This is a genomic window from Pseudomonas sp. GL_103 (assembly GCF_057835175.1).
Map to the genome: position 1 here is coordinate 1983689 of NZ_CM174420.1, position 19392 is coordinate 2003080.

The 19392-nt window shown below is 58.9% G+C and carries 19 protein-coding genes and 1 tRNA gene; 16 read left to right on the top strand and 4 right to left on the bottom strand.

The genetic code is table 11. From position 1 onward, the window contains the following. Positions 1 to 213 precede the first annotated feature (213 nt). The 10 genes from AC3IP0_RS09060 (at position 214) to AC3IP0_RS09105 (ending at position 9323) form a co-directional block, all read left to right on the top strand. Positions 214 to 2052 (top strand): long-chain-acyl-CoA synthetase, encoded by a 1839-nt coding sequence (locus AC3IP0_RS09060; protein WP_489318978.1) that lies wholly within the window; start codon positions 214 to 216, stop codon positions 2050 to 2052. 97 nt (positions 2053 to 2149) lie between these two features. Beyond that, entirely contained in the window at positions 2150 to 2668 is a 519-nt protein-coding gene (locus tag AC3IP0_RS09065; protein ID WP_108232260.1) for an ankyrin repeat domain-containing protein, read from the top strand. Between the two features lie 154 nt (positions 2669 to 2822). Beyond that, complete coding sequence (locus AC3IP0_RS09070; protein ID WP_489318979.1) at positions 2823 to 3353, top strand: hypothetical protein; 531 nt, start codon at positions 2823 to 2825, stop codon at positions 3351 to 3353. An 80-nt stretch (positions 3354 to 3433) separates the two neighbouring features. Continuing rightward, positions 3434 to 3625 (top strand): PLD nuclease N-terminal domain-containing protein, encoded by a 192-nt coding sequence (locus AC3IP0_RS09075; RefSeq protein WP_046042941.1) that lies wholly within the window; start codon positions 3434 to 3436, stop codon positions 3623 to 3625. Positions 3626 to 3862: 237 nt separating this feature from the next. Further along, the gene (gene speE, locus AC3IP0_RS09080; RefSeq protein ID WP_046042939.1) at positions 3863 to 4738 is read left to right on the top strand and encodes a polyamine aminopropyltransferase; all 876 of its coding nucleotides are present in this window, start codon (positions 3863 to 3865) and stop codon (positions 4736 to 4738) included. 206 nt (positions 4739 to 4944) lie between these two features. Beyond that, positions 4945 to 5178 carry a hypothetical protein gene (locus AC3IP0_RS09085; RefSeq protein WP_489318980.1) on the top strand — a complete coding sequence of 78 codons (234 nt, stop codon included), beginning with the start codon at positions 4945 to 4947 and terminating at the stop codon, positions 5176 to 5178. A 210-nt stretch (positions 5179 to 5388) separates the two neighbouring features. Beyond that, positions 5389 to 5733, top strand: coding sequence for a ribonuclease E inhibitor RraB (locus AC3IP0_RS09090; protein ID WP_007971898.1), 345 nt, complete (start codon positions 5389 to 5391; stop codon positions 5731 to 5733). A 411-nt stretch (positions 5734 to 6144) separates the two neighbouring features. Continuing rightward, entirely contained in the window at positions 6145 to 7554 is a 1410-nt protein-coding gene (locus tag AC3IP0_RS09095) for a circularly permuted type 2 ATP-grasp protein (RefSeq protein WP_056721849.1), read from the top strand. Between the two features lie 12 nt (positions 7555 to 7566). Next, positions 7567 to 8517 carry an alpha-E domain-containing protein gene (locus tag AC3IP0_RS09100; RefSeq protein WP_007971901.1) on the top strand — a complete coding sequence of 317 codons (951 nt, stop codon included), beginning with the start codon at positions 7567 to 7569 and terminating at the stop codon, positions 8515 to 8517. Further along, positions 8514 to 9323, top strand: coding sequence for a transglutaminase family protein (locus tag AC3IP0_RS09105; RefSeq protein ID WP_477774675.1), 810 nt, complete (start codon positions 8514 to 8516; stop codon positions 9321 to 9323). Before AC3IP0_RS09100 ends, AC3IP0_RS09105 begins: the two co-directional genes overlap by 4 nt. A gap of 105 nt (positions 9324 to 9428) precedes the next feature. On the opposite strand, the gene AC3IP0_RS09110 is transcribed toward AC3IP0_RS09105, so the two are convergent. After that, entirely contained in the window at positions 9429 to 10250 is an 822-nt protein-coding gene (locus AC3IP0_RS09110; protein ID WP_489318981.1) for a c-type cytochrome, read from the bottom strand. Between the two features lie 604 nt (positions 10251 to 10854). Between AC3IP0_RS09110 and AC3IP0_RS09115 the strand changes: the two genes are divergently transcribed. The 3 genes from AC3IP0_RS09115 to AC3IP0_RS09125 all read left to right on the top strand — a co-directional run bounded on the left by AC3IP0_RS09115 (position 10855) and on the right by AC3IP0_RS09125 (position 15047). Next, positions 10855 to 12060, top strand: coding sequence for an acetyl-CoA C-acetyltransferase (locus AC3IP0_RS09115; protein WP_489318982.1), 1206 nt, complete (start codon positions 10855 to 10857; stop codon positions 12058 to 12060). A 24-nt stretch (positions 12061 to 12084) separates the two neighbouring features. Continuing rightward, positions 12085 to 14229, top strand: coding sequence for a 3-hydroxyacyl-CoA dehydrogenase NAD-binding domain-containing protein (locus AC3IP0_RS09120; RefSeq protein WP_489327195.1), 2145 nt, complete (start codon positions 12085 to 12087; stop codon positions 14227 to 14229). A 95-nt stretch (positions 14230 to 14324) separates the two neighbouring features. Next, complete coding sequence (locus AC3IP0_RS09125) at positions 14325 to 15047, top strand: amidotransferase (RefSeq protein ID WP_489327197.1); 723 nt, start codon at positions 14325 to 14327, stop codon at positions 15045 to 15047. 152 nt (positions 15048 to 15199) lie between these two features. Here AC3IP0_RS09125 and AC3IP0_RS09130 read toward each other — a convergent pair whose 3' ends face one another. The 3 genes from AC3IP0_RS09130 to AC3IP0_RS09140 form a co-directional block, all read right to left on the bottom strand. Continuing rightward, a complete protein-coding gene (locus tag AC3IP0_RS09130; protein WP_489318985.1) occupies positions 15200 to 16171 on the bottom strand; it encodes a magnesium and cobalt transport protein CorA in 972 nt (323 codons plus the stop codon). A gap of 172 nt (positions 16172 to 16343) precedes the next feature. Further along, the gene (locus tag AC3IP0_RS09135) at positions 16344 to 17066 is read right to left on the bottom strand and encodes a lysophospholipid acyltransferase family protein (protein WP_489318986.1); all 723 of its coding nucleotides are present in this window, start codon (positions 17064 to 17066) and stop codon (positions 16344 to 16346) included. Between the two features lie 214 nt (positions 17067 to 17280). Further along, positions 17281 to 17970 carry a crotonase/enoyl-CoA hydratase family protein gene (locus AC3IP0_RS09140; protein WP_008048453.1) on the bottom strand — a complete coding sequence of 230 codons (690 nt, stop codon included), beginning with the start codon at positions 17968 to 17970 and terminating at the stop codon, positions 17281 to 17283. 308 nt (positions 17971 to 18278) lie between these two features. On the opposite strand from AC3IP0_RS09140, the gene AC3IP0_RS09145 reads away from it, so the two are divergent. From AC3IP0_RS09145 to AC3IP0_RS09155, 3 genes are all read left to right on the top strand, one after another. Continuing rightward, positions 18279 to 18368: transfer RNA gene (locus AC3IP0_RS09145), tRNA-Ser, on the top strand. Positions 18369 to 18720: 352 nt separating this feature from the next. Continuing rightward, complete coding sequence (locus AC3IP0_RS09150; protein ID WP_489327199.1) at positions 18721 to 18975, top strand: type II toxin-antitoxin system HicA family toxin; 255 nt, start codon at positions 18721 to 18723, stop codon at positions 18973 to 18975. After that, positions 18972 to 19304: a type II toxin-antitoxin system HicB family antitoxin gene (locus AC3IP0_RS09155; RefSeq protein WP_150812359.1), complete on the top strand. Its 333-nt coding sequence runs from the start codon at positions 18972 to 18974 to the stop codon at positions 19302 to 19304. The genes AC3IP0_RS09150 and AC3IP0_RS09155 overlap by 4 nt, the downstream gene beginning before the upstream one ends. The last annotated feature ends 88 nt before the right edge of the window (positions 19305 to 19392 follow it).

The following is a 19392-nucleotide window of genomic DNA, read 5'->3' on the forward strand; positions in this document are numbered from 1 at the left end:
ATCCTGCATTTTGCGCGGTCGCTCGGCGATTCGATGGAACCATTGCGTGTGCGGGGGTTCACGATTGGCCCTGTATCAATCGCGGAACAGATCGCGGATCAAGATCGTAGATACAAAACATTTCAAAAACCGCGTGTACAGCTCAAGAACCGTTGACGTATTTTCGGGCTCAGTCATCGCAGCCCGACAATAAAAAGATCGAACGGGAGCAACATGAGTCGCACGTCGAACGACACGATTACCTGGGGCATGATGCTCCGCAAGCTGCCTTCCATCGCCAAGGCCATCCCTCGGGTGGTGAAGGGCATGAAGGCCGCCAACGTCAAGGACCCGACCCAAACGTGTGGTTTGGGTTGGAGTTTCGAGCAAGCCACGTTGCGTAATCCGGATGGCCTGGCGCTGTTGCAAGGCGACGTAACGCTCAGTTACTCCGAGGTCAACCAATGGGCCAATCGCATCGCCCATCACCTGATCAGCCAAGGCATCGGCAAGGGTGATGTGGTGGCGGTCTTCATCGAGAACCGCCCGGAACTGCTGGTGACGATTCTGGCGGTGGCCAAGGTCGGCGCGATCAGTGCGCTGCTCAATACCTCCCAGACCCGCGACACCCTGGTGCACAGTGTGAATCTGGTGACGCCGGTGGCGATCATTGTCGGTGAAGAGTTGGTCCCGGCGTACCTGGCAGTGCGTGATCGGGTGTCGATCAAGGCTGACCGAACCTGGTTCGTCGCCGATCAGGACACCTCTCGCCAACCCGGTATCGCGCCTGAAGGGTTCGTCAACCTGATGACCGTCAGTCTCGACGACGCCAGCGACAACCCGGCCAGCAGCCGGCAGATTTTCTTCGACGATCCCTGCTTTTATATCTACACCTCCGGCACCACGGGGCTGCCCAAGGCGGGCGTGTTCAAGCACGGACGCTGGATGCGCAGCTCCGCGAGCTTCGGCATGATCGCCCTGGACATGCGCCCGGACGATGTCGTCTATTGCACCTTGCCGCTGTACCACGCCACGGGCCTTTGCGTGTGCTGGGGTTCGGCCGTCAGTGGTGCCAGCGGGTTCGCCATCCGCCGCAAATTCAGCGCCAGTCAGTTCTGGAACGATGCGCGCAAGTACCGGGCGACCACCATCGGTTATGTCGGCGAACTGTGCCGCTACCTGGTCGATCAACCGCCCAGCGCCGACGACAGCCGGCACGATGTGAAGAAAATGATCGGCAACGGCTTGCGTCCCGGCGCCTGGAGCGAGTTCAAGACCCGCTTTGCGGTGAATCACATCTGTGAGTTGTACGCCGCCAGCGACGGCAATATCGGTTTCACCAACATTCTCAATTTCGACAACACCATCGGTTTTTCCCTGATGTCCTGGGAGCTGGTCGCGTACGACCATGACAGTGGCGCGCCGATTCGTCAGGCCAATGGCCTGATGCGCAAGGTCGCCAAGGGCGAGCAGGGGTTGTTGCTGGCAAAAATCGACGACAAGGCACCGCTTGACGGCTACACCGATCCGCAGAAAACCGCCAAGGTCGTGCTTCAGGATGTGTTCGAAAAAGGCGACCGCTACTTCAACACCGGCGACCTGTTGCGCAACATCGGCTTTGGGCATGCGCAGTTTGTCGACCGCCTGGGCGACACCTACCGCTGGAAGGGCGAAAACGTCTCGACCACAGAGGTCGAAAACATCCTCCTGCAACACCCGCTCATTTCCGAAGCCGTGGCCTATGGCGTGGAAATCCGCAACACCAATGGCCGGGCCGGGATGGCGGCGATCACTCCCGCCGAATCCCTGGCGACCCTGGACTTCAGTGAACTGCTGGCGTTCGCCCGCGAGCAAATGCCGGCCTATGCGGTGCCGTTGTTCCTGCGGGTGAAAGTGAAAATGGAGACCACCGGGACGTTCAAATATCAGAAGACCCGACTCAAGGACGAGGCCTTCGACCCGGGTAAAACCGGAGATGACCCGATCTATGCCTGGCTGCCGGGAACGCAGACTTACGTGCAGGTCACTGAGCAGTTGTTGTCCGACATTCACGGCGGCAAGTATCGCTATTGAATCTGGCTATGGCGGCCCATGAGAAAAAACAAGTGACAGTGCCGGGGGCGCTCGGGAAACTGTCGGCTTTTACGAATGACAGAAAAGGGAGTGCCCAATGTCAGACAAAAGCCGCCAGATGACCCCCGAAGAAGCCGCTGAATTCACCGAACAGGTATTCAACAAGGCACGGGAGGGCGATGCGGCGATGATGGCCGCGCTGCTGACCAAGGGTTTGCCGCCGAACCTGCGTAACCACAAGGGCGATACCTTGCTGATGCTGGCCGCTTATCACGGTCATGTGGACACGGTAAAAGTCCTGCTGGAGCACAAGGCCGATCCGGAGATCCGCAACGACAACGGCCAGAGTCCGATTGCCGGCGCCGCCTTCAAGGGCGACCTGGCGGTAATCAAGGCCTTGGTCGACGGTGGCGCCCAGGTTGAAGGCTCGTCCTTCGATGGCCGCACGGCGCTGATGATGGCGGCGATGTTCAACCGCGTCGAAGTAGTCGATTACCTGATCAGCAAGGGCGCCGACCCGAAAGCCAAGGACGCCAATGGCATCACCGCGCTGGAGGCGGCTAAAACCATGGGTGCTTCCGATACCGTTGCGCAGTTGCAGAAACTGGTTGGCTGATTGCTTTAAAAGATCGCAGCCTTCGGCAGCTCCTACAGGTGTACGCCACTCAATGTAGGAGCTGCCGAAGGCTGCGATCTTTTTTGGGCATTCGAATCTATCCTTGCGGTATCCTTCGCGCCCTCAAAATTCACCTCGCTACAGGATCCTCCCCATGAAAGCCGCACTCGTCGAACTCATCAGCAAAATCAGCTCCGGGTGCATGGGCGAAGACGAAATCCTCAAGGTCGCGGACGAAGCGGCCCAGGCCTACACCGATCCCGAGGCTTTCCTGACTGTCAATCCGGACATCAACTACGACGAAACCTTCCCGATCCCGCTGGGTGAGTGGGTGGTGGTCGGTAGCCTGCCGGAAACGGTGCTGTTCCAGGCTGACACCTACATGGACCTGTTCGCGCAGATCGTCGCCTCGTTCGGCCCGGGTGTGGAGTTCAATCTCAAGCCCAAGCAACTGGCCAAGACCGAAGCCCTGACCGCGCTCAACCGTATCCAGGTGCAGATGAGCAGCATGAACAAGGAAAACGGTGGCTACACACTGATGAACTTCAGCCAGTTGCTCGATGACGAGTTGCAGGTGGTCCTGGTCTACGGCGATGACGTGCCACGGGTGCTGGAATTGTGCGCAGAAGCGGGCATCGCAGCCGCGCCATCCCTGGAAGCCCTGAAAGTGGCGATCCACGTCTGATCCAGACACTGTCAATAAAAAGGAATCCTCGCGACGACCGTCTATCCTGAGGAGGCATACCACTCTTTGGGAGCGTCACCATGGGTTCCACGTTCAACAGCCTGGTTGCCTTGATCATTTTTGTCCTGGACATCTGGGCCATCATCAACGTGTTCAAAAGCAGCGCCGAGACCGGGATGAAAATCCTCTGGGTACTGCTGATCGCGCTGTTGCCGGTGCTGGGGCTGATCATCTGGGCCATCGCCGGACCGCGGGGCAACGTCAAACTCTGACGGTTTTCCCACAAACAACACCGACCCTGTGGGAGCGGGCTTGCTCGCGAAGGCATAGTGTCAGTCGCTATCAATGTTGACTGATTCACCGCTTTCGCGAGCAAGCCCGCTCCCACATTCGACCTGTCATGTTCCGCGACGTAGAATGCGCGCCTTTCCCGGTCAATCGAGACGCTCGATTGGCCATCATGGGCGGGTAACCGTCCGTTGCCACCCGCATTCATCGGAGCACTTCCCATGAGCAACACCCCGACCAGCGACTACCTGGAAACCCTCTACGAAGGCTACGGCCAGCGTTTTCGCATGGAAAAACTGCTGCACGAAGTGCGCACCGAACACCAGCACCTGGTGATCTTCGAGAACCCGCGCATGGGCCGGGTGATGGCGCTGGACGGCGTGATCCAGACCACCGAAGCCGACGAATTCATCTACCACGAAATGCTCACCCACGTGCCGATCCTCGCCCATGGCGCCGCCAAGCGCGTGCTGATCATCGGCGGCGGTGACGGCGGCATGTTGCGTGAAGTGGCCAAGCACCGCAGCGTCGAGCACATCACCATGGTCGAGATCGACGGCACCGTGGTCGACATGTGCAAGGAGTTCCTGCCTAACCACTCCAAGGGCGCGTTCGATGATCCACGCCTGAACCTGGTGATCGACGACGGCATGCGTTTCGTCGCCACCACCACTGAAAAGTTCGACGTGATCATTTCCGACTCCACCGACCCGATCGGACCGGGGGAAGTGCTGTTCTCGGAAAACTTCTACCAGGCCTGCCACCGCTGCCTGAACGAAGGCGGCATCCTGGTGACCCAGAACGGCACGCCGTTCATGCAGATCGAAGAAGTGAAGACCACCGCCGGTCGCCTGCGCAGCCTGTTCCCGGACTGGCACTTCTACCAGGCCGCCGTGCCGACCTACATCGGTGGCTCGATGACCTTCGCCTGGGGCGCCACCAATACCGCTTATCGCAAGTTGTCCCGCGAAACCCTGCAACAGCGCTTCACGGGCAGCGGCATCATCACCCGCTACTACAATCCTGAAATCCACATCGGCGCCTTCGCCTTGCCGCAATACGTGTTGCAGGCGGTGAACAAGCCAAGTAACGACTGATCTTTCAGTCCACGCACCAAACCTGTGGGAGCGAGCCTGCTCGCGAAGAGGGAGGGTCAGTTGAAATCAAGGTCAACTGACACACCGCGTTCGCGAGCAGGCTCGCCCCCACATTGAATTGCGGCGGAACAAGGCGGAACAATTAGCCAGCTAACAAGGTCGAGATAGAGGTAAGCCCATCCATGGGTTTTATCGAGGAGGCACCAATGCAAAAGTGGAAAGTCACTTTCGTGGATGATCATGGCGAAACCATCAACGAAGTCTTTGAGTGCACCGAGCGCCCGGACTACGAGCGTGCCGCCAAGCTCATCAAGGCCCGGCTTCTTCCTGTCGCCGCCGAACTGGATCTGAACGATCTGGAAGGGCGGACCGCTGATGCGTGCGTCAAAGATCTCAAGTCCCAGAACAGCATTCAAATCCTCGGCATTACTCCAATCTGAACGACACCTCTCGCATTCACATCCGGGCCTTGGCAGAGGCTCTATCTTGAGGCTACTCTGCAAGCGAGATCAGCGAATGAATCGCTAAGGTCTGGTCTTGTCAGCTCCATGCTTGTTTCCCGCCGGCACATCGATTGCCGTCGCTCGCGCTGTTCGGTTGCGGGTGAGGGAGTACGGAAAGTCTATCCATCGTTTTGAGGAGGACGTTTCATGAGCACAGCCTATCAAGAAGACATCAGCAGCAGCGTGCTGCGCCGCATGAAAGAAGGCGGTTTTGACTTTTCGCGGTTTCATCCCATCGAGTTCTACGCCATTTTCCCGGACGAGGAGCGGGCACGCAGGGCGGCAGGTCATTTCCACCGTGGTGAATCCCTGGATGCGCAAGTCAGTGTGCGCGACGATGGCGCCTGGGCGCTGGAGTTGTGCAAGGTCATGTATGCCACCTACGACGACATCGGCGACTTCGAACAGGGTTTCGAAGCAGTGGTCGAGCCTCTGGGCGGCATCATCGAAGGCTGGGGTGTGAAACAGGAGGTACGAGGGCGACTCGCATAACCTTATGAACAGTGACAACCAGCAATGACGGCTGACCTTCGGGTTGGCCGTTTTCATTTAAGGCCTGTAGGAGCTGCCGCAGGCTGCGATCTTTTGATTTTGCTTTCATTTTGACAACGGCAAAAAAAACCGCCCAAAACAGGCGGCTAAAAGGGAAGTTCGGTGAGCTTTTCAGCGAATGCCTGGATTATCCGCACCCGTTGCCAGGCAGTGAAATCAACTCTGGCTATGCTGGTGATAGGCGACCACCACGCCTTGCAATGAAGCGGGGGCAATCAGGTTGGGGCATTTACCGCACAGGATTGGTGCGGCGTGTGTGTCTTGATTATCCAACCGATTGAAATTTAAGCGTTTATGCCGATGGCACGGGCCTTGCGAAGGTCTGGACGTCCGAGTGACAAGGAGTACGGCATGATCCGCACCTATTTTGATGAGATGTACGATGCCGGCGGCCAGGTCCGCCCGCATTATCGGGAGTTTGCCCGTTGGCTGGCCGAAACGCCTGACGAGCTTTTGGCACAACGGCGACGCGAGGCCGATCTGCTGTTTCATCGCGCCGGGATTACTTTCACGCTCTACGGTGATGAGCAAGGGACAGAGCGCCTGATTCCCTTCGACACCATTCCCCGCAGCATCCCCGCCAGCGAATGGCGGATTGTCGAGCGCGGCTGCATCCAGCGGGTCAAGGCGTTGAACATGTTCCTCGCCGACCTTTACCACGAGCAGCGCATCATCAGGGCCGGCATCATTCCGGCCGAGCAGGTGCTGGCCAACGAGCAGTACCAGTTGGCGATGCAGGGCCTGGATCTGCACCGCGATATCTATTCGCACATCTCCGGCGTCGACCTGGTGCGCGACGGCGACGGCACGTATTACGTGCTCGAAGACAATCTGCGTACACCGAGCGGCGTCAGCTACATGCTCGAAGACCGCAAAATGATGATGCGCCTGTTCCCCGAGCTGTTCGCGGCGCAACGCATTGCCCCCATCGACCATTACCCGAACCTGTTGCTCGATACCCTGAAAAGCTCAAGCCCCATCGATAACCCGAGCGTGGTGGTGCTAACGCCGGGGCGCTTCAACAGTGCATTCTTCGAGCATGCGTTCCTGGCGCGGGAAATGGGCGTGGAACTGGTGGAAGGCGCGGACCTGTTCGTGCGTGACGACAAGGTCTACATGCGCACCACCGACGGGCCGAAAGCGGTCGACGTGATTTATCGTCGCCTCGACGACGCCTTCCTCGATCCCCTGGCCTTCAACCCGGAATCGATGCTCGGCGTACCTGGGCTGCTGTCGTCCTACCGTTCCGGCAACGTGGTGCTGGCCAATGCCATAGGCACGGGGGTGGCGGACGACAAGTCGGTGTATCCGTTCGTTACCGACATGATCCGTTTCTACCTCGATGAAGAGCCGATCCTGAAGAACGTTCCTACGTGGCAATGCCGTAATCCGTCTGAGCTTTCCCACGTGCTGGCCAATCTTCCTGAACTGGTGGTCAAGGAAACCCAGGGCTCCGGCGGGTACGGAATGCTGGTGGGGCCGGCAGCGACGGCGGCGGAAATCGAAGCCTTCCGCGCGCGGATCATCGCCAAGCCCCATGCGTATATCGCGCAACCGACGTTGTCGCTATCGACCTGTCCGACCTTTGTCGAAAACGGCATTGCGCCACGCCACATCGACTTGCGGCCGTTTGTCCTGTCGGGTCGTGAAACCCGGGTCGTGCCCGGCGGCTTGACCCGTGTCGCCCTGCGCGAAGGCTCCCTGGTGGTCAACTCCTCCCAGGGCGGCGGAACCAAGGACACCTGGGTGGTCGAGGATTAAAGGAAGCCTGTCATGTTAAGTAGAACTGCCTCGGATTTGTATTGGATGTCGCGTTATCTGGAGCGCGCGGAAAACCTCGCCCGGATGCTCGACATCAGCTATTCGCTGTCGCTGATGCCGCAGGACGGTCGCGGCGACGGTTTGCACGAACTGGCCATGCCGCTGTTGATCACCGGCACCCTGGACGATTACCTGGAGCGCCATGGCGAACTGCATGCCGAACGGCTGTTGCATTTCTTCGCCCTGGATGCGGCCAACCCGGCGAGCATCTACAGCTGCCTCGGTGCCGCTCGGGCCAGCGCCCATGCGGTGCGTGGGCGCATCACCGCCGACATGTGGGAAAACATCAACGCCACCTGGCTGGAAATTCGCGGCATCGCCGAACAGGGTCTCAGTCGCTACGGCATGAGCCGTTTCTGCGAGTGGATCAAGGAACGTTCCCACCTGTTTCGGGGCGCGTCCTACGGCACCATCATGCGTAACGACGCGTTTCGTTTCATTCGTCTGGGGACCTTTATCGAGCGTGCGGACAACACCTTGCGCCTGCTCGATGCCCGCTACGAAATGGCCGGCGATCAGGCCGAAGCGGTCAGCGATGGCACCGCTCACGCGTATTACCAATGGAGCGCGTTGTTGCGGGCGTTGTCGTCGTTCGAGGCCTACACGGAAATCTACCGCGACGCCCCTGGCGCCCGGCATGTCGCCGAATTGCTGTTGCTGCGGGCCGATGTACCGCGATCCCTGCGCGCCTGCACCGAAGAAATCGACCAGATCCTTGCGCAATTGCCGGGGGCCAATGGACGTCCCGCACAACGACTGGCGGCAGAAATGGACGCACGCCTGCGCTACACCGGCATCCATGAAATTCTCGAAGAAGGCCTGCATGCCTGGCTGACCGAGTTCATCCCGCTGGTGCGCCAGTTGGGTAACGCGATTCACAGTTCTTATCTGGAGGCCGCATGAGACTTTCCATTAGCCACGAGACCACCTATCACTACGAAGACAAGGTGCGGGCGAGCATCCAGTATCTGCGTCTGACTCCCCACGACAGCGAGCGCCAGCACGTGCTCAGCTGGCAGCTCGACCTGCCGCGTCCGGTGCGCGCGCAACTCGATCCGTTCGGCAACATCCTGCATGTGCTGACCATGGACGAGCCCCATGAGGCGATCATCATCGGCGCCCGTGGCCAGGTCGATATCGACGAACTGCGTGAGGCCGAACACGAGAGTCAGTCGGCACTGCCGTTTCTGCGCTTCACCCGTTTGACTGAGGCCGACGCCGCTCTGCGGGCGTTCGCCGAGAAGGAATGCAAGCAACGCCGCGATCGCACGGCGCTGATCGATCTGATGCATGGCCTCAACCAGCATATGACCTACACGCCGGGCTCCACGGAAGTGGACACCAGCGCGGCCCAGGCCTTTGCCGGACGCTCTGGCGTGTGTCAGGACCATACCCATGCGTTTCTCGCTTGCACCCGCAGCCTGGGCATTCCTGCGCGTTATGTGTCGGGCTATCTGTACAGCGAAAACAGCGAACACCTGGCCAGCCACGCCTGGGCCGAAGCCTGGCTGGATGATGCCTGGTACAGCTTCGACGTGACCAATGAACTGGCCCGGCCTGAACGTCACCTGAAACTGGCGGTGGGCCTGGATTACCTGGATGCCTGCCCGGTGCGCGGGATGCGCCGGGGCGGCGGGTGTGAGCAGATGCACGCCAAGGTGCTGGTTTCACCGACGCCAGCGCCGGTGATTTCAGTGCAGCAGCAATAATCTGATGGATCACCCTTGTAGGAGCTGCCGCAGGCTGCGATCTTTTGATTTTGATAATAAAGATCAAAAGATCGCAGCCTGCGGCAGCTCCTACGAGGACGTGTGTCAGGGCTTAACCTTGCGCCCGACCATATGCTGCAAATACCCCACCAGCATCTGCAGATCCCCGTCCGGCAACACCTCGGCCGAGAACCCGGGCATCTTCGCCTGTGGCCACTGGCGCAAACTCTGTGGATCGCGGATGTAGCGCTTGAGGAAGTCCGCGCCGAAGTACTCGGTCGGGTTGTACGGAATATTCAGGTCCGGTCCGAATTGCGCGTCCCCGGCGCCATTGAGTCGATGGCAGGCCAGGCAATTCTTCTGGAACAACGCAAATCCCTTGTTCACCGGATCATCCGCCTTCAAGGCCGGATCGGGCAGCAGGGCAGGGAAGCGCTCGGCCACGGGCGACAGGCGTTTGATGCTCGCCACTTGGAACGGCCATTGTTCGGGGCTGATATTGCCGGCCTGCGGATTGCTCCAGACCAGATAGAACGGCCCGGCGCCTGGCTTGCCTTCCGATAGCGGTGGCCAGGGTTTGGCCGGGTCTTCAATCGCCAGCCACGCCTGTGCACCTTGGGTATTGAGCAGCGGTGCCGCAGTCATTTCGGCGGCAAAGCCATCCAGGGCCACGGCTTGCAGGTGGTCCTCAGGCTTGATGCCGGTCAGCAGTACGGACAGCGGCACGGCGCGGTAACTCATGTCCCGTTTGTAGGAAACATCGTTGCTGATGTTGATGGTTTGAACCTGAGGATGCTTGAGCAATTGCTCGGTCTGCCAGGTGCGACTGTTCGCGCCCAGCTCCAGGTTCAGCTGTGCGGCATACAGGGGCGAGCCGAACAGCATGGCCCCGAGCAGAATGAGCATTTTCAAGTGATCGCCGTCCATGTCGTGCAAGTGCCGCAAAGATTGGCACAGCCACGCTGGCCCGGGTAGCGGGCCAGTCACATTTTGAGAGTGGCAATTCAAAAAACTGTGACGCCGTATCTTTTAGACGCGATTAGCCGATGACCTTGGTCAGGTTCGGCAATATCAACAACAGCGTGGTGGCGAAAAGGATGAGCCCGGCTTGACGTACTTTCGATTGTTTGAACATGGCTTGACCGCCTTTTTTGTTATTTCCTGGTGCCTGCCCGCATAGCTCCATGATGGCAGCGCGTTGCACTTCCTGTAGTGACGAGTGCCTCGGCAAAACCCGACGACAACTTCGTACAAGTTCACCTTAGAGCCCGCGTTACGCTTGGTTTAGATCCATTTCGTATGGTGTTCTTGCGATTCGCTTTAAAAAAGGCATGAGGCCTATTGCCAGCTTCTTTGGCGCCCGTTGGCTAGACAGCTTGCTGTCGTGAATCGGTTAATCGGGTAGCTGACTACCGTCCGTCTGAGCGTGAGCGTCAACGTCTGTGAGCGCTGCGGTCATTGAATCAAACGCGGCTCGGGCCAAGAGTGGGCACTCGGTATTTACCCACCTGCACTGCGGTTCGAGGACGTCATGACCCAAGCATTGATTTTCGACGCGTTACGCACGCCCCGTGGCAAAGGCAAGGCCGATGGCGCCTTGCACAGCGTCAAACCGGTGAACCTGGTTGCCGGTTTGCTCACCGCACTGCAACAGCGCACGGCGCTGGACACCAGCCAGGTTGATGATGTGGTGCTCGGCTGCGTGACACCGATTGGCGATCAAGGTTCCGACATCGCCAAGACCGCCGCCCAGGTGGCCGATTGGGATGTCTGCGTGGCGGGAGTACAGATCAACCGGTTCTGTGCTTCGGGGCTGGAGGCCGTGAACCTCGGCGCGATGAAAGTGCGTTCCGGCTTCGAAGACCTGGTGGTGGTCGGTGGTGTCGAGTCGATGTCCCGGGTGCCGATGGGCAGCGATGGCGGGGCCTGGGCGCTGGACCCGGCGACCAACCTGCACAGTCACTTCACGCCACAGGGCGTGGGTGCCGACCTGATCGCCACCCTTGAAGGCTTCAGCCGTCAGGATGTCGATGCCTACGCGCTGCATTCCCAGCAAAAGGCTGCGCGGGCGCGGGCCGACGGTTCGTTCAACAAGTCGCTGGTGCCGGTGCAGGACCAGAACGGCATCATCCTGCTCGATCACGATGAGTTCATCCGCGCCGAATCGACCCTGGAAGGCCTGGGCAAGCTCAAGCCGAGTTTCGAGATGATGGGGCAGATGGGCTTCGATGCCACCGCGCTGCGGGTCTACAGCCATGTCGAGCGGATCAACCATGTGCACACTCCCGGCAACAGTTCAGGAATAGTCGATGGCGCGGCGCTGATGCTCATCGGCTCCGAAGCCAAGGGCCGGGCGCTAGGCTTGCAGCCCCGGGCGCGAATTGTCGCCACGGCAGTCACCAGCACCGATCCGACCATCATGCTCACCGGCCCCGCGCCAGCGACCCGCAAGGCGTTGGCCAAGGCCGGGCTGCGGGTCGAAGACATCGATCTGTTCGAGGTCAACGAGGCGTTTGCGTCGGTGGTGTTGAAATTCATCAAGGACATGGCCGTCGATCCGGACAAGGTCAATGTCAACGGCGGCTCAATCGCCATGGGCCACCCGCTGGGCGCCACCGGTTGCGCCATTCTCGGCACGCTGCTCGATGAACTGGAGGCCCGACGCCTGCGTTACGGCCTCGCGACCCTGTGTGTCGGTGGCGGCATGGGCATTGCCACCATCATCGAACGCCTCTGAGCCCGGACTTCAAGGAATCCAGTTATGAACGAAGCCATTCGTTACGAAAAAGACCAGGACCAGATCGTCGTCCTGACCATCGACATGCCGGGCCAGAGCGCCAACACCATGAACGCGGTGTACCGCGAGGCCATGGCTGACTGCGTTGCGCGCCTGGTGGCCGACAATGACAGCATCGCCGGTGTGATCATCACCTCGGCCAAGAAGACTTTCTTCGCTGGCGGCGATCTCAACGAACTGATCAAGGTCGGCAAACCTCAGGCCAAGGCCTTCTACGACATGGTGCTGAGCCTCAAGGGCCAGTTGCGCACCCTGGAAACCCTCGGCAAGCCGGTGGTCGCGGCGATCAATGGCGCTGCATTGGGTGGCGGCTGGGAAATCTGCCTGGCCTGCCATCACCGCGTGGCGCTGGACAACCCGTCGGTGCAACTCGGCCTGCCGGAAGTCACCCTCGGCCTGCTACCAGGCGGCGGAGGCGTGGTGCGCATGGTGCGCATGCTCGGCCTGGAAAAAGCCCTGCCTTATCTGCTTGAAGGCAAGAAGGTGCGGCCACAACAGGCGTTGCAGGCAGGATTGATCGATGCGCTGGCGAGCGATCACGAAGACCTGTTGGCCAAGGCGCGGGCGTGGATTCTGGCCAATCCGGCGGCGGTGCAGTGCTGGGACGTGAAGGGCTACCAGATACCGGGTGGCACACCGTCAAACCCGAAAGTCGCGCAGATGCTGGCGATTGCACCGTCGATCCTGCGCAGCAAAACCCAGGGCACGATGCCCGCGCCAGAGAAAATCCTCTGTGCGGCGGTCGAGGGCGCCCAGGTGGACTTCGACACGGCGCACCTGATCGAAACCCGCTACTTCACCGAACTGACCACCGGTCAGGTCTCGAAGAACCTGATCGGTACGTTCTGGTTTCAGCTCAACGAAATCAATGCCGGCGGCTCGCGGCCTCAAGGTTTTGCGCCCTATGTCACCCGCAAGGTCGGCGTGCTCGGCGCTGGAATGATGGGCGCCGGTATCGCGTTTGTCAGCGCGTCGGCGGGGATCGAGGTGGTGCTCAAGGACATCAGCCTTGCGGCGGCTGAGAAGGGCAAGGCGCATTCGGCGGCGCTGCTGGACAAGAAAGTCGCTCGCGGACAAATGAGCATCGAGCAACGCGACACCGTTCTGTCACGCATTCAAACCAGCGAAAGCGATGCCGACCTGGCCGGTTGTGACCTGATCATCGAGGCCGTGTTCGAGGATCGGGATTTGAAGGCCAAAGTCTCGTTGGCGGCGCAGAAGGTCGTCGGCGCGGACGCGGTGATCGCCTCCAACACCTCGACCTTGCCGATCAGCGGCCTGGCGTGTGCCGTGCCCGATCAGAGCAAGTTCATCGGCCTGCATTTTTTCAGCCCCGTGGAAAAAATGCCGCTGGTGGAAATCATCAAGGGCGCCAACACCAGCGATGAAACCCTGGCCCGCGGCTTCGATTACGTCCTGCAAATCAAGAAAACCCCGATTGTGGTCAATGACAGCCGCGGTTTCTTCACGTCGCGGGTGTTCGGCACCTTCACCAATGAAGGCATTGCCATGCTGGGTGAGGGCGTGAGCGCGGCGATGATCGAGACTGAAGCGCGCAAGGCCGGCATGCCGGTAGGACCGCTGGCGATCTCTGACGAAGTTTCCCTCAGCCTGATGAACCATATCCGCCTGCAAACGGCCAAGGACCTGCAAGCAGAAGGCAAGCCGCTGACAGAACACCCGGCATTTACCGTGATTGACTTGTTGCTCAATGAGTTCAAGCGTCCGGGCAAGGCTGGCGGTGGAGGTTTCTACGAGTATCCGGCGGGCGGCCAGAAACACCTGTGGCCTGAGTTGAAAACCCGCTTCGAGAAAGCCGACGGGCAGATTTCGCCCAAGGACGTGCGTGATCGTCTGCTGTTCGTGCAAGCCATCGAAACCGTGCGCTGTGTGGAGGAGGGGGTGTTGACCTCGACGGCGGATGCCAACGTTGGCTCGATCTTCGGCATCGGTTTCGCCGCCTGGACCGGCGGTGCGCTGCAGTTCATCAACCAGTACGGCGTGCAGGACTTTGTGGCCCGAGCCCAGTATCTGGCCACACAGTATGGCGAGCGGTTCGCGCCTCCCGCCTTGCTGCTGGAGAAGGCCGCCAAAGGGGAGGCGTTCTAAGGGGGAGATGATGCATTTCGGGGCTTGCCTTGTCACAGCGTTTCAAGGCAGGCTCTGGGGTGTGCATTATTCCCATCACGTGTCAGGTATTTTTTATGTCGTTACGCATCTGCATTCTGGAAACCGACCACCTGCGTCCGGAATTGGTTGACCAATATCAGGGCTACGGGCAGATGTTCAAACACCTGTTTTCGCAGCAGCCGATTGCCGCCGAGTTCACGGTCTACAACGTGGTGCAGGGTGAGTACCCAAGCGACGACCTGACGTTCGACGCCTACCTGGTGACGGGCAGCAAGGCCGACTCTTTCGGCAGCGACCCGTGGATCGAAACCCTCAAGAAATATCTGCTGACCCGCTACGAGCGCGGCGACAAGTTGCTGGGCGTCTGCTTCGGTCATCAGTTGCTGGCGTTGCTGCTCGGTGGCAAGAGCGAGCGTGCGACTCAGGGCTGGGGCGTCGGCACCCACAACTACAAATTGGCCGCCAAGGCGCCATGGATGAACCCGGTCCGCGAAGAATTGACGCTACTGATCAGCCACCAGGATCAGGTCACGTCGCTGCCGGAGAATGCCACGGTCATCGCTTCCAGCGACTTCTGCCCGTTTGCCGCCTACCACATCAACGATCAGGTGCTGTGCTTCCAGGGGCATCCGGAATTCATCCACGACTATTCTCGTGCCCTGCTGGAGATTCGCCAACAGGCACTGGGCGAGCAGGTCTACTCCAAAGGGATCGCGAGCCTGGAACAGGAACACCACGGCACCACGGTTGCCGAGTGGATGATGCGGTTTGTGGCGCACAAGCCAACCGCTGTTTGAAGCTAAAAGCATCGCGAGCAGGCTCGCTCCCACAGTGGATCTTCGGTGTCGCAGAGATCAATGTGGGAGCGAGCCTGCTCGCGAAGGTCGTGAACGATAGCGCGTTGAACCAGGCACACAGCGGCGTCCTTGGGTTTTTCGCGAGCTCGCTCCTACAACCACCCGGACTTCTTGAAACTCGCCCACAAACTCACACAACCCACCGTAATAAACCCCACCACCCCGAAATACCCGTAATGCCAAGTCAACTCTGGCATGTTCTCGAAGTTCATCCCGTAAATCCCCGCCACCGCCGTCGGGAACGCCAGAATCGCCGCCCAAGCGGCAAACTTGCGCTGCACCACGCTCTGGCGTGAGGCTTCCAGCAGTACCCCGACCTCGATGGTCTGGCTGGCAATGTCCGCCAGGGTCGCCAGGTCCTCCATCTGCCGCGTGACATGAATCTGCACATCGCGGAAGTACGGACGCATGTTCTTGTCGATGAATGGAAATCTCAGCTTTTGCAGTTCTTCACCGATCTCCACCATCGGTGCGGCAAACCGGCGCAAACGCAATACATCGCGGCGCAGACTGTGAAGCTTTTGAATATCGTGCTCATTCAGCGAGCCGCACATTACGTTGCTTTCCAGCTCATCTATCTCGGCATGGATCGCTTCGCCCATCGGCTGGTAATTTTCAATCACGAAATCGAGGATGGCATAGAGTACGAAATCTTCCCCATGTTCAAGCAACAGCGGACGTGCCTCACAGCGCTGCCGGACGTAGGCGTAGGACGCCGAGTGACCGTTGCGCGCAGTAATGATGTAGCCATTGCCGGCAAAGATATGCGTCTCGATGAACTTGAGTTTGCCGTCTTCGCGTATTGGCGAATATGTGACGATGAACAGCGCATCGCCGAAGGTTTCCAGCTTCGGGCGACTGTGTTTTTCCAGGGCGTCTTCGATGGCCAGTTCGTGCAGGTTGAACTGGCGTTGCAAGTTATACAGTTCCTCGGCGTTCGGCTCTTCGAGGCCGATCCAGACAAAGTGACCAGGTTTGGCAGCCCAGGCTGCGCCTTCGTCGAGGGTGATATTGGTGACTTTCTTACCAGCGCTGTAAACCGCAGCAGCAACAACTCTACCCATGATCTTGATTCACTTTTTGGCAGCTTTTATTGGACGCTTTCTATTACTAAAGAAGGCCGTGGCAGGCAGTGTTCAGCTTAGCCTTGTCTGCTGCTTGAGAGTCAGTGAAATCTGCGGAGTTCGCCGGCAAAAGCACGCAGGCAAAAGAAAACCCGCACGAGGCGGGCTTCATTCAAGCGGCTTGCAGTTGCCGGTCCATCGATTTGATGCATTCACGCATCTGCTCGCGGCACTGGGCAATCAGCATGGGCATATCGTCCAGGCTCAATCCGGCGGTGGGAATCGCCGGCAACGAACGAATCAGGATTTTCCCGCTGCGCCAGCGGTTCAATCGCATGTGTTTGACGTAACTGCTGACACACACCGGGACGATCGGCACCCCGGCGGCAATGGCCATCTGAAAGGCGCCTTTCTTGAAGGGCAGCAAGTCCTCACCCAGGTTGCGCGTGCCTTCCGGGAAAACCCAGATCGAGGTGTCTTTGTTTTGCAGGGTGTGGGTGGTGGTCAACATCGACTTGCGCGCCTTTTGCGCATTGCCACGGTCGATCAGCACATTGCCGGCCAGCCAGAACAACTGCCCGAACAGCGGTACCCATTTCAGGCTCTTTTTGCCGATGCACACGGTACGGCGGGGCACCACGTTGCCAAACACAAACAGGTCATAGTTGGACTGGTGATTGGCAATGATCACGCAACTGTCAGGTTTATCCATCAATGGCCCGACTTCGGCCTTCACCCGCAAACGCAAAATACACATGGCCGGCCATGCGTACAGGCGTGCGCACAGGCGGCTGTTGTCCGGATTGAATGGCCGGCACAGGCCGAGAATCACCCCCAGCACACCTGCCGCGATAAAGTGCAGGCCCATCAATGACATACGTAACAAAAACAGCATTTACAGGCCCCACCGGGACAAAAGGTGGCGCAGTGTACGGATGTGCACTGTTTTCGGCAATTGCTCCCAGGGAAGTGGGAGATGGCCGATGTTTGAGCTGATGTTTCCGACTATTTGGTCAGATGCGGTCTAGAGCGTTTGCAGACGTTTAACACCGGCATGTATGAAAAAGCCCGACACGACCGTCGGGCTTTTCGTTGAAGCAAATCCGGGCTTAGCCCAAATGTTCCTGATCCTGGATGATCGCGTTGTCCAGGGCCTCCAGCAGTGCTTTGCGCACTTTTAATTTGGTGTTCTTGTGCGCGGTCATGTTGATCTTCTTCAACTGACGAGCCGCCGCCAGTGCCGCGCCTTGCAGTTCTTCAGGCGAGACCACGACATCAAGGAAACCGGCCGCCACGGCGCCTTGTGGATTGAACATCTCGCCGTTGACCACCGAACGCTGCAACGCCACCTTGTTCAGGCGGTCACGGGCAATCTCGATGCCCGCGTGGTGCATGGTCATGCCGATCTGCACTTCGTTCAGGCCAATGCTGAAGGCGCCTTCAACGCCGATGCGATAGTCGGCAGACAACAGCAGGAACGCACCCTTGGCCACCGCATGCCCCGGGCACGCCACGATCACCGGGAAGGGGTGCGACAGCAGGCGGCGGGCCAGGGTCGAACCGGCGGTCACCAGTGCCACGGCTTCCCTGGGGCCGGCCGTCATCACCTTCAGGTCGTAACCGCCAGAGAGAATGCCCGGCTGGCCGGTAATGATCACCACCGCACGATCAGTCACGGCCCGATCCAGCGCAGCGTTGAACTCGGCAATCACATCCGGAGAGATGGCGTTGACCTTGCCATTGCTCAAGGTCAGGGTCGCGATACCGTCTTCGAGATGGTAGGAAATCAACTCACTCATGACGCTATTCCTTTCAATAAAGTTGGGCAGACGTTACCCACCGCCGCAAGCCAGGTAAAGCGCCGTGACTGACCCGCCAGTCACCCTTTGCCCGCCCGCCAAGCGTAGCCCGCCGTGCCTGCTGCGCATTCCCCTCTATATAGAAGAGGGCACGAAGCCGGAGATTGGCCGGTTTGCCATGGCCCGGAACGACCGGAAACGCTGAATCGCGTTAACCGCATGAAAATTCTGAAAAAAATATTTGCCATCGGAAATGCTTTCGACTACATTAGCGCGCCTCGACAGACAGAACTTGTTTGAAGAGATACGGTGAAGTGTCCGAGTGGCTTAAGGAGCACGCCTGGAAAGTGTGTATACAGGAAACTGTATCGAGAGTTCGAATCTCTCCTTCACCGCCACATTCAGTAAACACAAACCCCTGATTTTCCTAGAGAAAGTCGGGGGTTTGTGGTTTTTGGCGTCTGAAAAGAAGACGTATCCCGCCCAAGTTAGGCCAACAAGGTAGTGACCGGCTAAAAACGCAGCAAGCGTAATGCTTTACGCAACTCTCGGAAATTGCCTACAACCCCGGCGAGAGTCCCCCCGATATCCTGTTTGCCGTGCAAAAGCAAAACGCTTCTTCCACACGAAAACGCCGCTTTCCTGTTCTGGATAAGCGGCGTTTTTTTAAGCGTGCGTTAGAGGGTTCTCCCACACATCAGCGATGCATTCTCGGTTGCTAAACCCTTTACGGTATCATGATATAATACCATGAATAATAAACAACTCAGCACCCTCAAAGCCGTATTTTCAAGATCAGCCCCGGCCACAATGGAGTGGTCCCGCATCGAATCCTTGTTCGGCGCTGCAGGGGCCGGAACTATCGAAGGCAATGGTTCGCGAGTACGTTTTGAACTGAATGGCGTGGTGGCCACCTTTCACCGGCCCCACCCCGACAAAGAAGCCAAGCCCTACCAGGTGCGTGACGCCCGGGCTTTCCTTGAACAAGCAGGAGTTACACCGTGAACGTAATGAACTACAACGGCTACTCAGCCCGGATCGAGTACAGCGACGAAGACGGCCTGTTCGTCGGCCACATTGCGGGCATCAAGGATGTTGTCGGGTTTCACGGCGAGTCAGTCAAAGAACTTCGCACCGCATTCGAAGAGGCCGTCACCGATTATCTGGAGACTTGCGCCAAACTAGGTCGGACTCCACAGAAACCCTATTCAGGCCACCTCAGTCTGCGCCTGGCCCCAGCCCTTCACGCGACGGTTGCTGTGAAAGCTCAGTTAGCCCACAAAAGTATCAATCAGTGGGTCGCTGATGTTCTTGATCGCGAGGCCCATGCTTAAACAGTGAACAAGCCAATCCGGCTGTAGACTGCTCAAACTCTTCGAACGGAATCGACATCATGCTCTATCCTCGCGCCCGTTTTCGCGG

What these genes read in the sequence shown, in the direction of transcription:
- AC3IP0_RS09090 (WP_007971898.1), top strand. Translation starts at nt 5,389, where the DNA reads ATGAGCACAGCCTATCAAGAAGACATCAGCAGCAGCGTGCTGCGCCGC.
- AC3IP0_RS09115 (WP_489318982.1), top strand. Translation starts at nt 10,855, where the DNA reads ATGACCCAAGCATTGATTTTCGACGCGTTACGCACGCCCCGTGGCAAA.
- AC3IP0_RS09110 (WP_489318981.1), bottom strand. Translation starts at nt 10,250, where the DNA reads ATGGACGGCGATCACTTGAAAATGCTCATTCTGCTCGGGGCCATGCTG.
- AC3IP0_RS09125 (WP_489327197.1), top strand. Translation starts at nt 14,325, where the DNA reads ATGTCGTTACGCATCTGCATTCTGGAAACCGACCACCTGCGTCCGGAA.
- speE (WP_046042939.1), top strand. Translation starts at nt 3,863, where the DNA reads ATGAGCAACACCCCGACCAGCGACTACCTGGAAACCCTCTACGAAGGC.
- AC3IP0_RS09070 (WP_489318979.1), top strand. Translation starts at nt 2,823, where the DNA reads ATGAAAGCCGCACTCGTCGAACTCATCAGCAAAATCAGCTCCGGGTGC.
- AC3IP0_RS09150 (WP_489327199.1), top strand. Translation starts at nt 18,721, where the DNA reads ATGAATAATAAACAACTCAGCACCCTCAAAGCCGTATTTTCAAGATCA.
- AC3IP0_RS09130 (WP_489318985.1), bottom strand. Translation starts at nt 16,171, where the DNA reads ATGGGTAGAGTTGTTGCTGCTGCGGTTTACAGCGCTGGTAAGAAAGTC.
- AC3IP0_RS09140 (WP_008048453.1), bottom strand. Translation starts at nt 17,970, where the DNA reads ATGAGTGAGTTGATTTCCTACCATCTCGAAGACGGTATCGCGACCCTG.
- AC3IP0_RS09060 (WP_489318978.1), top strand. Translation starts at nt 214, where the DNA reads ATGAGTCGCACGTCGAACGACACGATTACCTGGGGCATGATGCTCCGC.
- AC3IP0_RS09100 (WP_007971901.1), top strand. Translation starts at nt 7,567, where the DNA reads ATGTTAAGTAGAACTGCCTCGGATTTGTATTGGATGTCGCGTTATCTG.
- AC3IP0_RS09075 (WP_046042941.1), top strand. Translation starts at nt 3,434, where the DNA reads ATGGGTTCCACGTTCAACAGCCTGGTTGCCTTGATCATTTTTGTCCTG.
- AC3IP0_RS09135 (WP_489318986.1), bottom strand. Translation starts at nt 17,066, where the DNA reads ATGCTGTTTTTGTTACGTATGTCATTGATGGGCCTGCACTTTATCGCG.
- AC3IP0_RS09095 (WP_056721849.1), top strand. Translation starts at nt 6,145, where the DNA reads ATGATCCGCACCTATTTTGATGAGATGTACGATGCCGGCGGCCAGGTC.
- AC3IP0_RS09065 (WP_108232260.1), top strand. Translation starts at nt 2,150, where the DNA reads ATGTCAGACAAAAGCCGCCAGATGACCCCCGAAGAAGCCGCTGAATTC.
- AC3IP0_RS09120 (WP_489327195.1), top strand. Translation starts at nt 12,085, where the DNA reads ATGAACGAAGCCATTCGTTACGAAAAAGACCAGGACCAGATCGTCGTC.
- AC3IP0_RS09085 (WP_489318980.1), top strand. Translation starts at nt 4,945, where the DNA reads ATGCAAAAGTGGAAAGTCACTTTCGTGGATGATCATGGCGAAACCATC.
- AC3IP0_RS09105 (WP_477774675.1), top strand. Translation starts at nt 8,514, where the DNA reads ATGAGACTTTCCATTAGCCACGAGACCACCTATCACTACGAAGACAAG.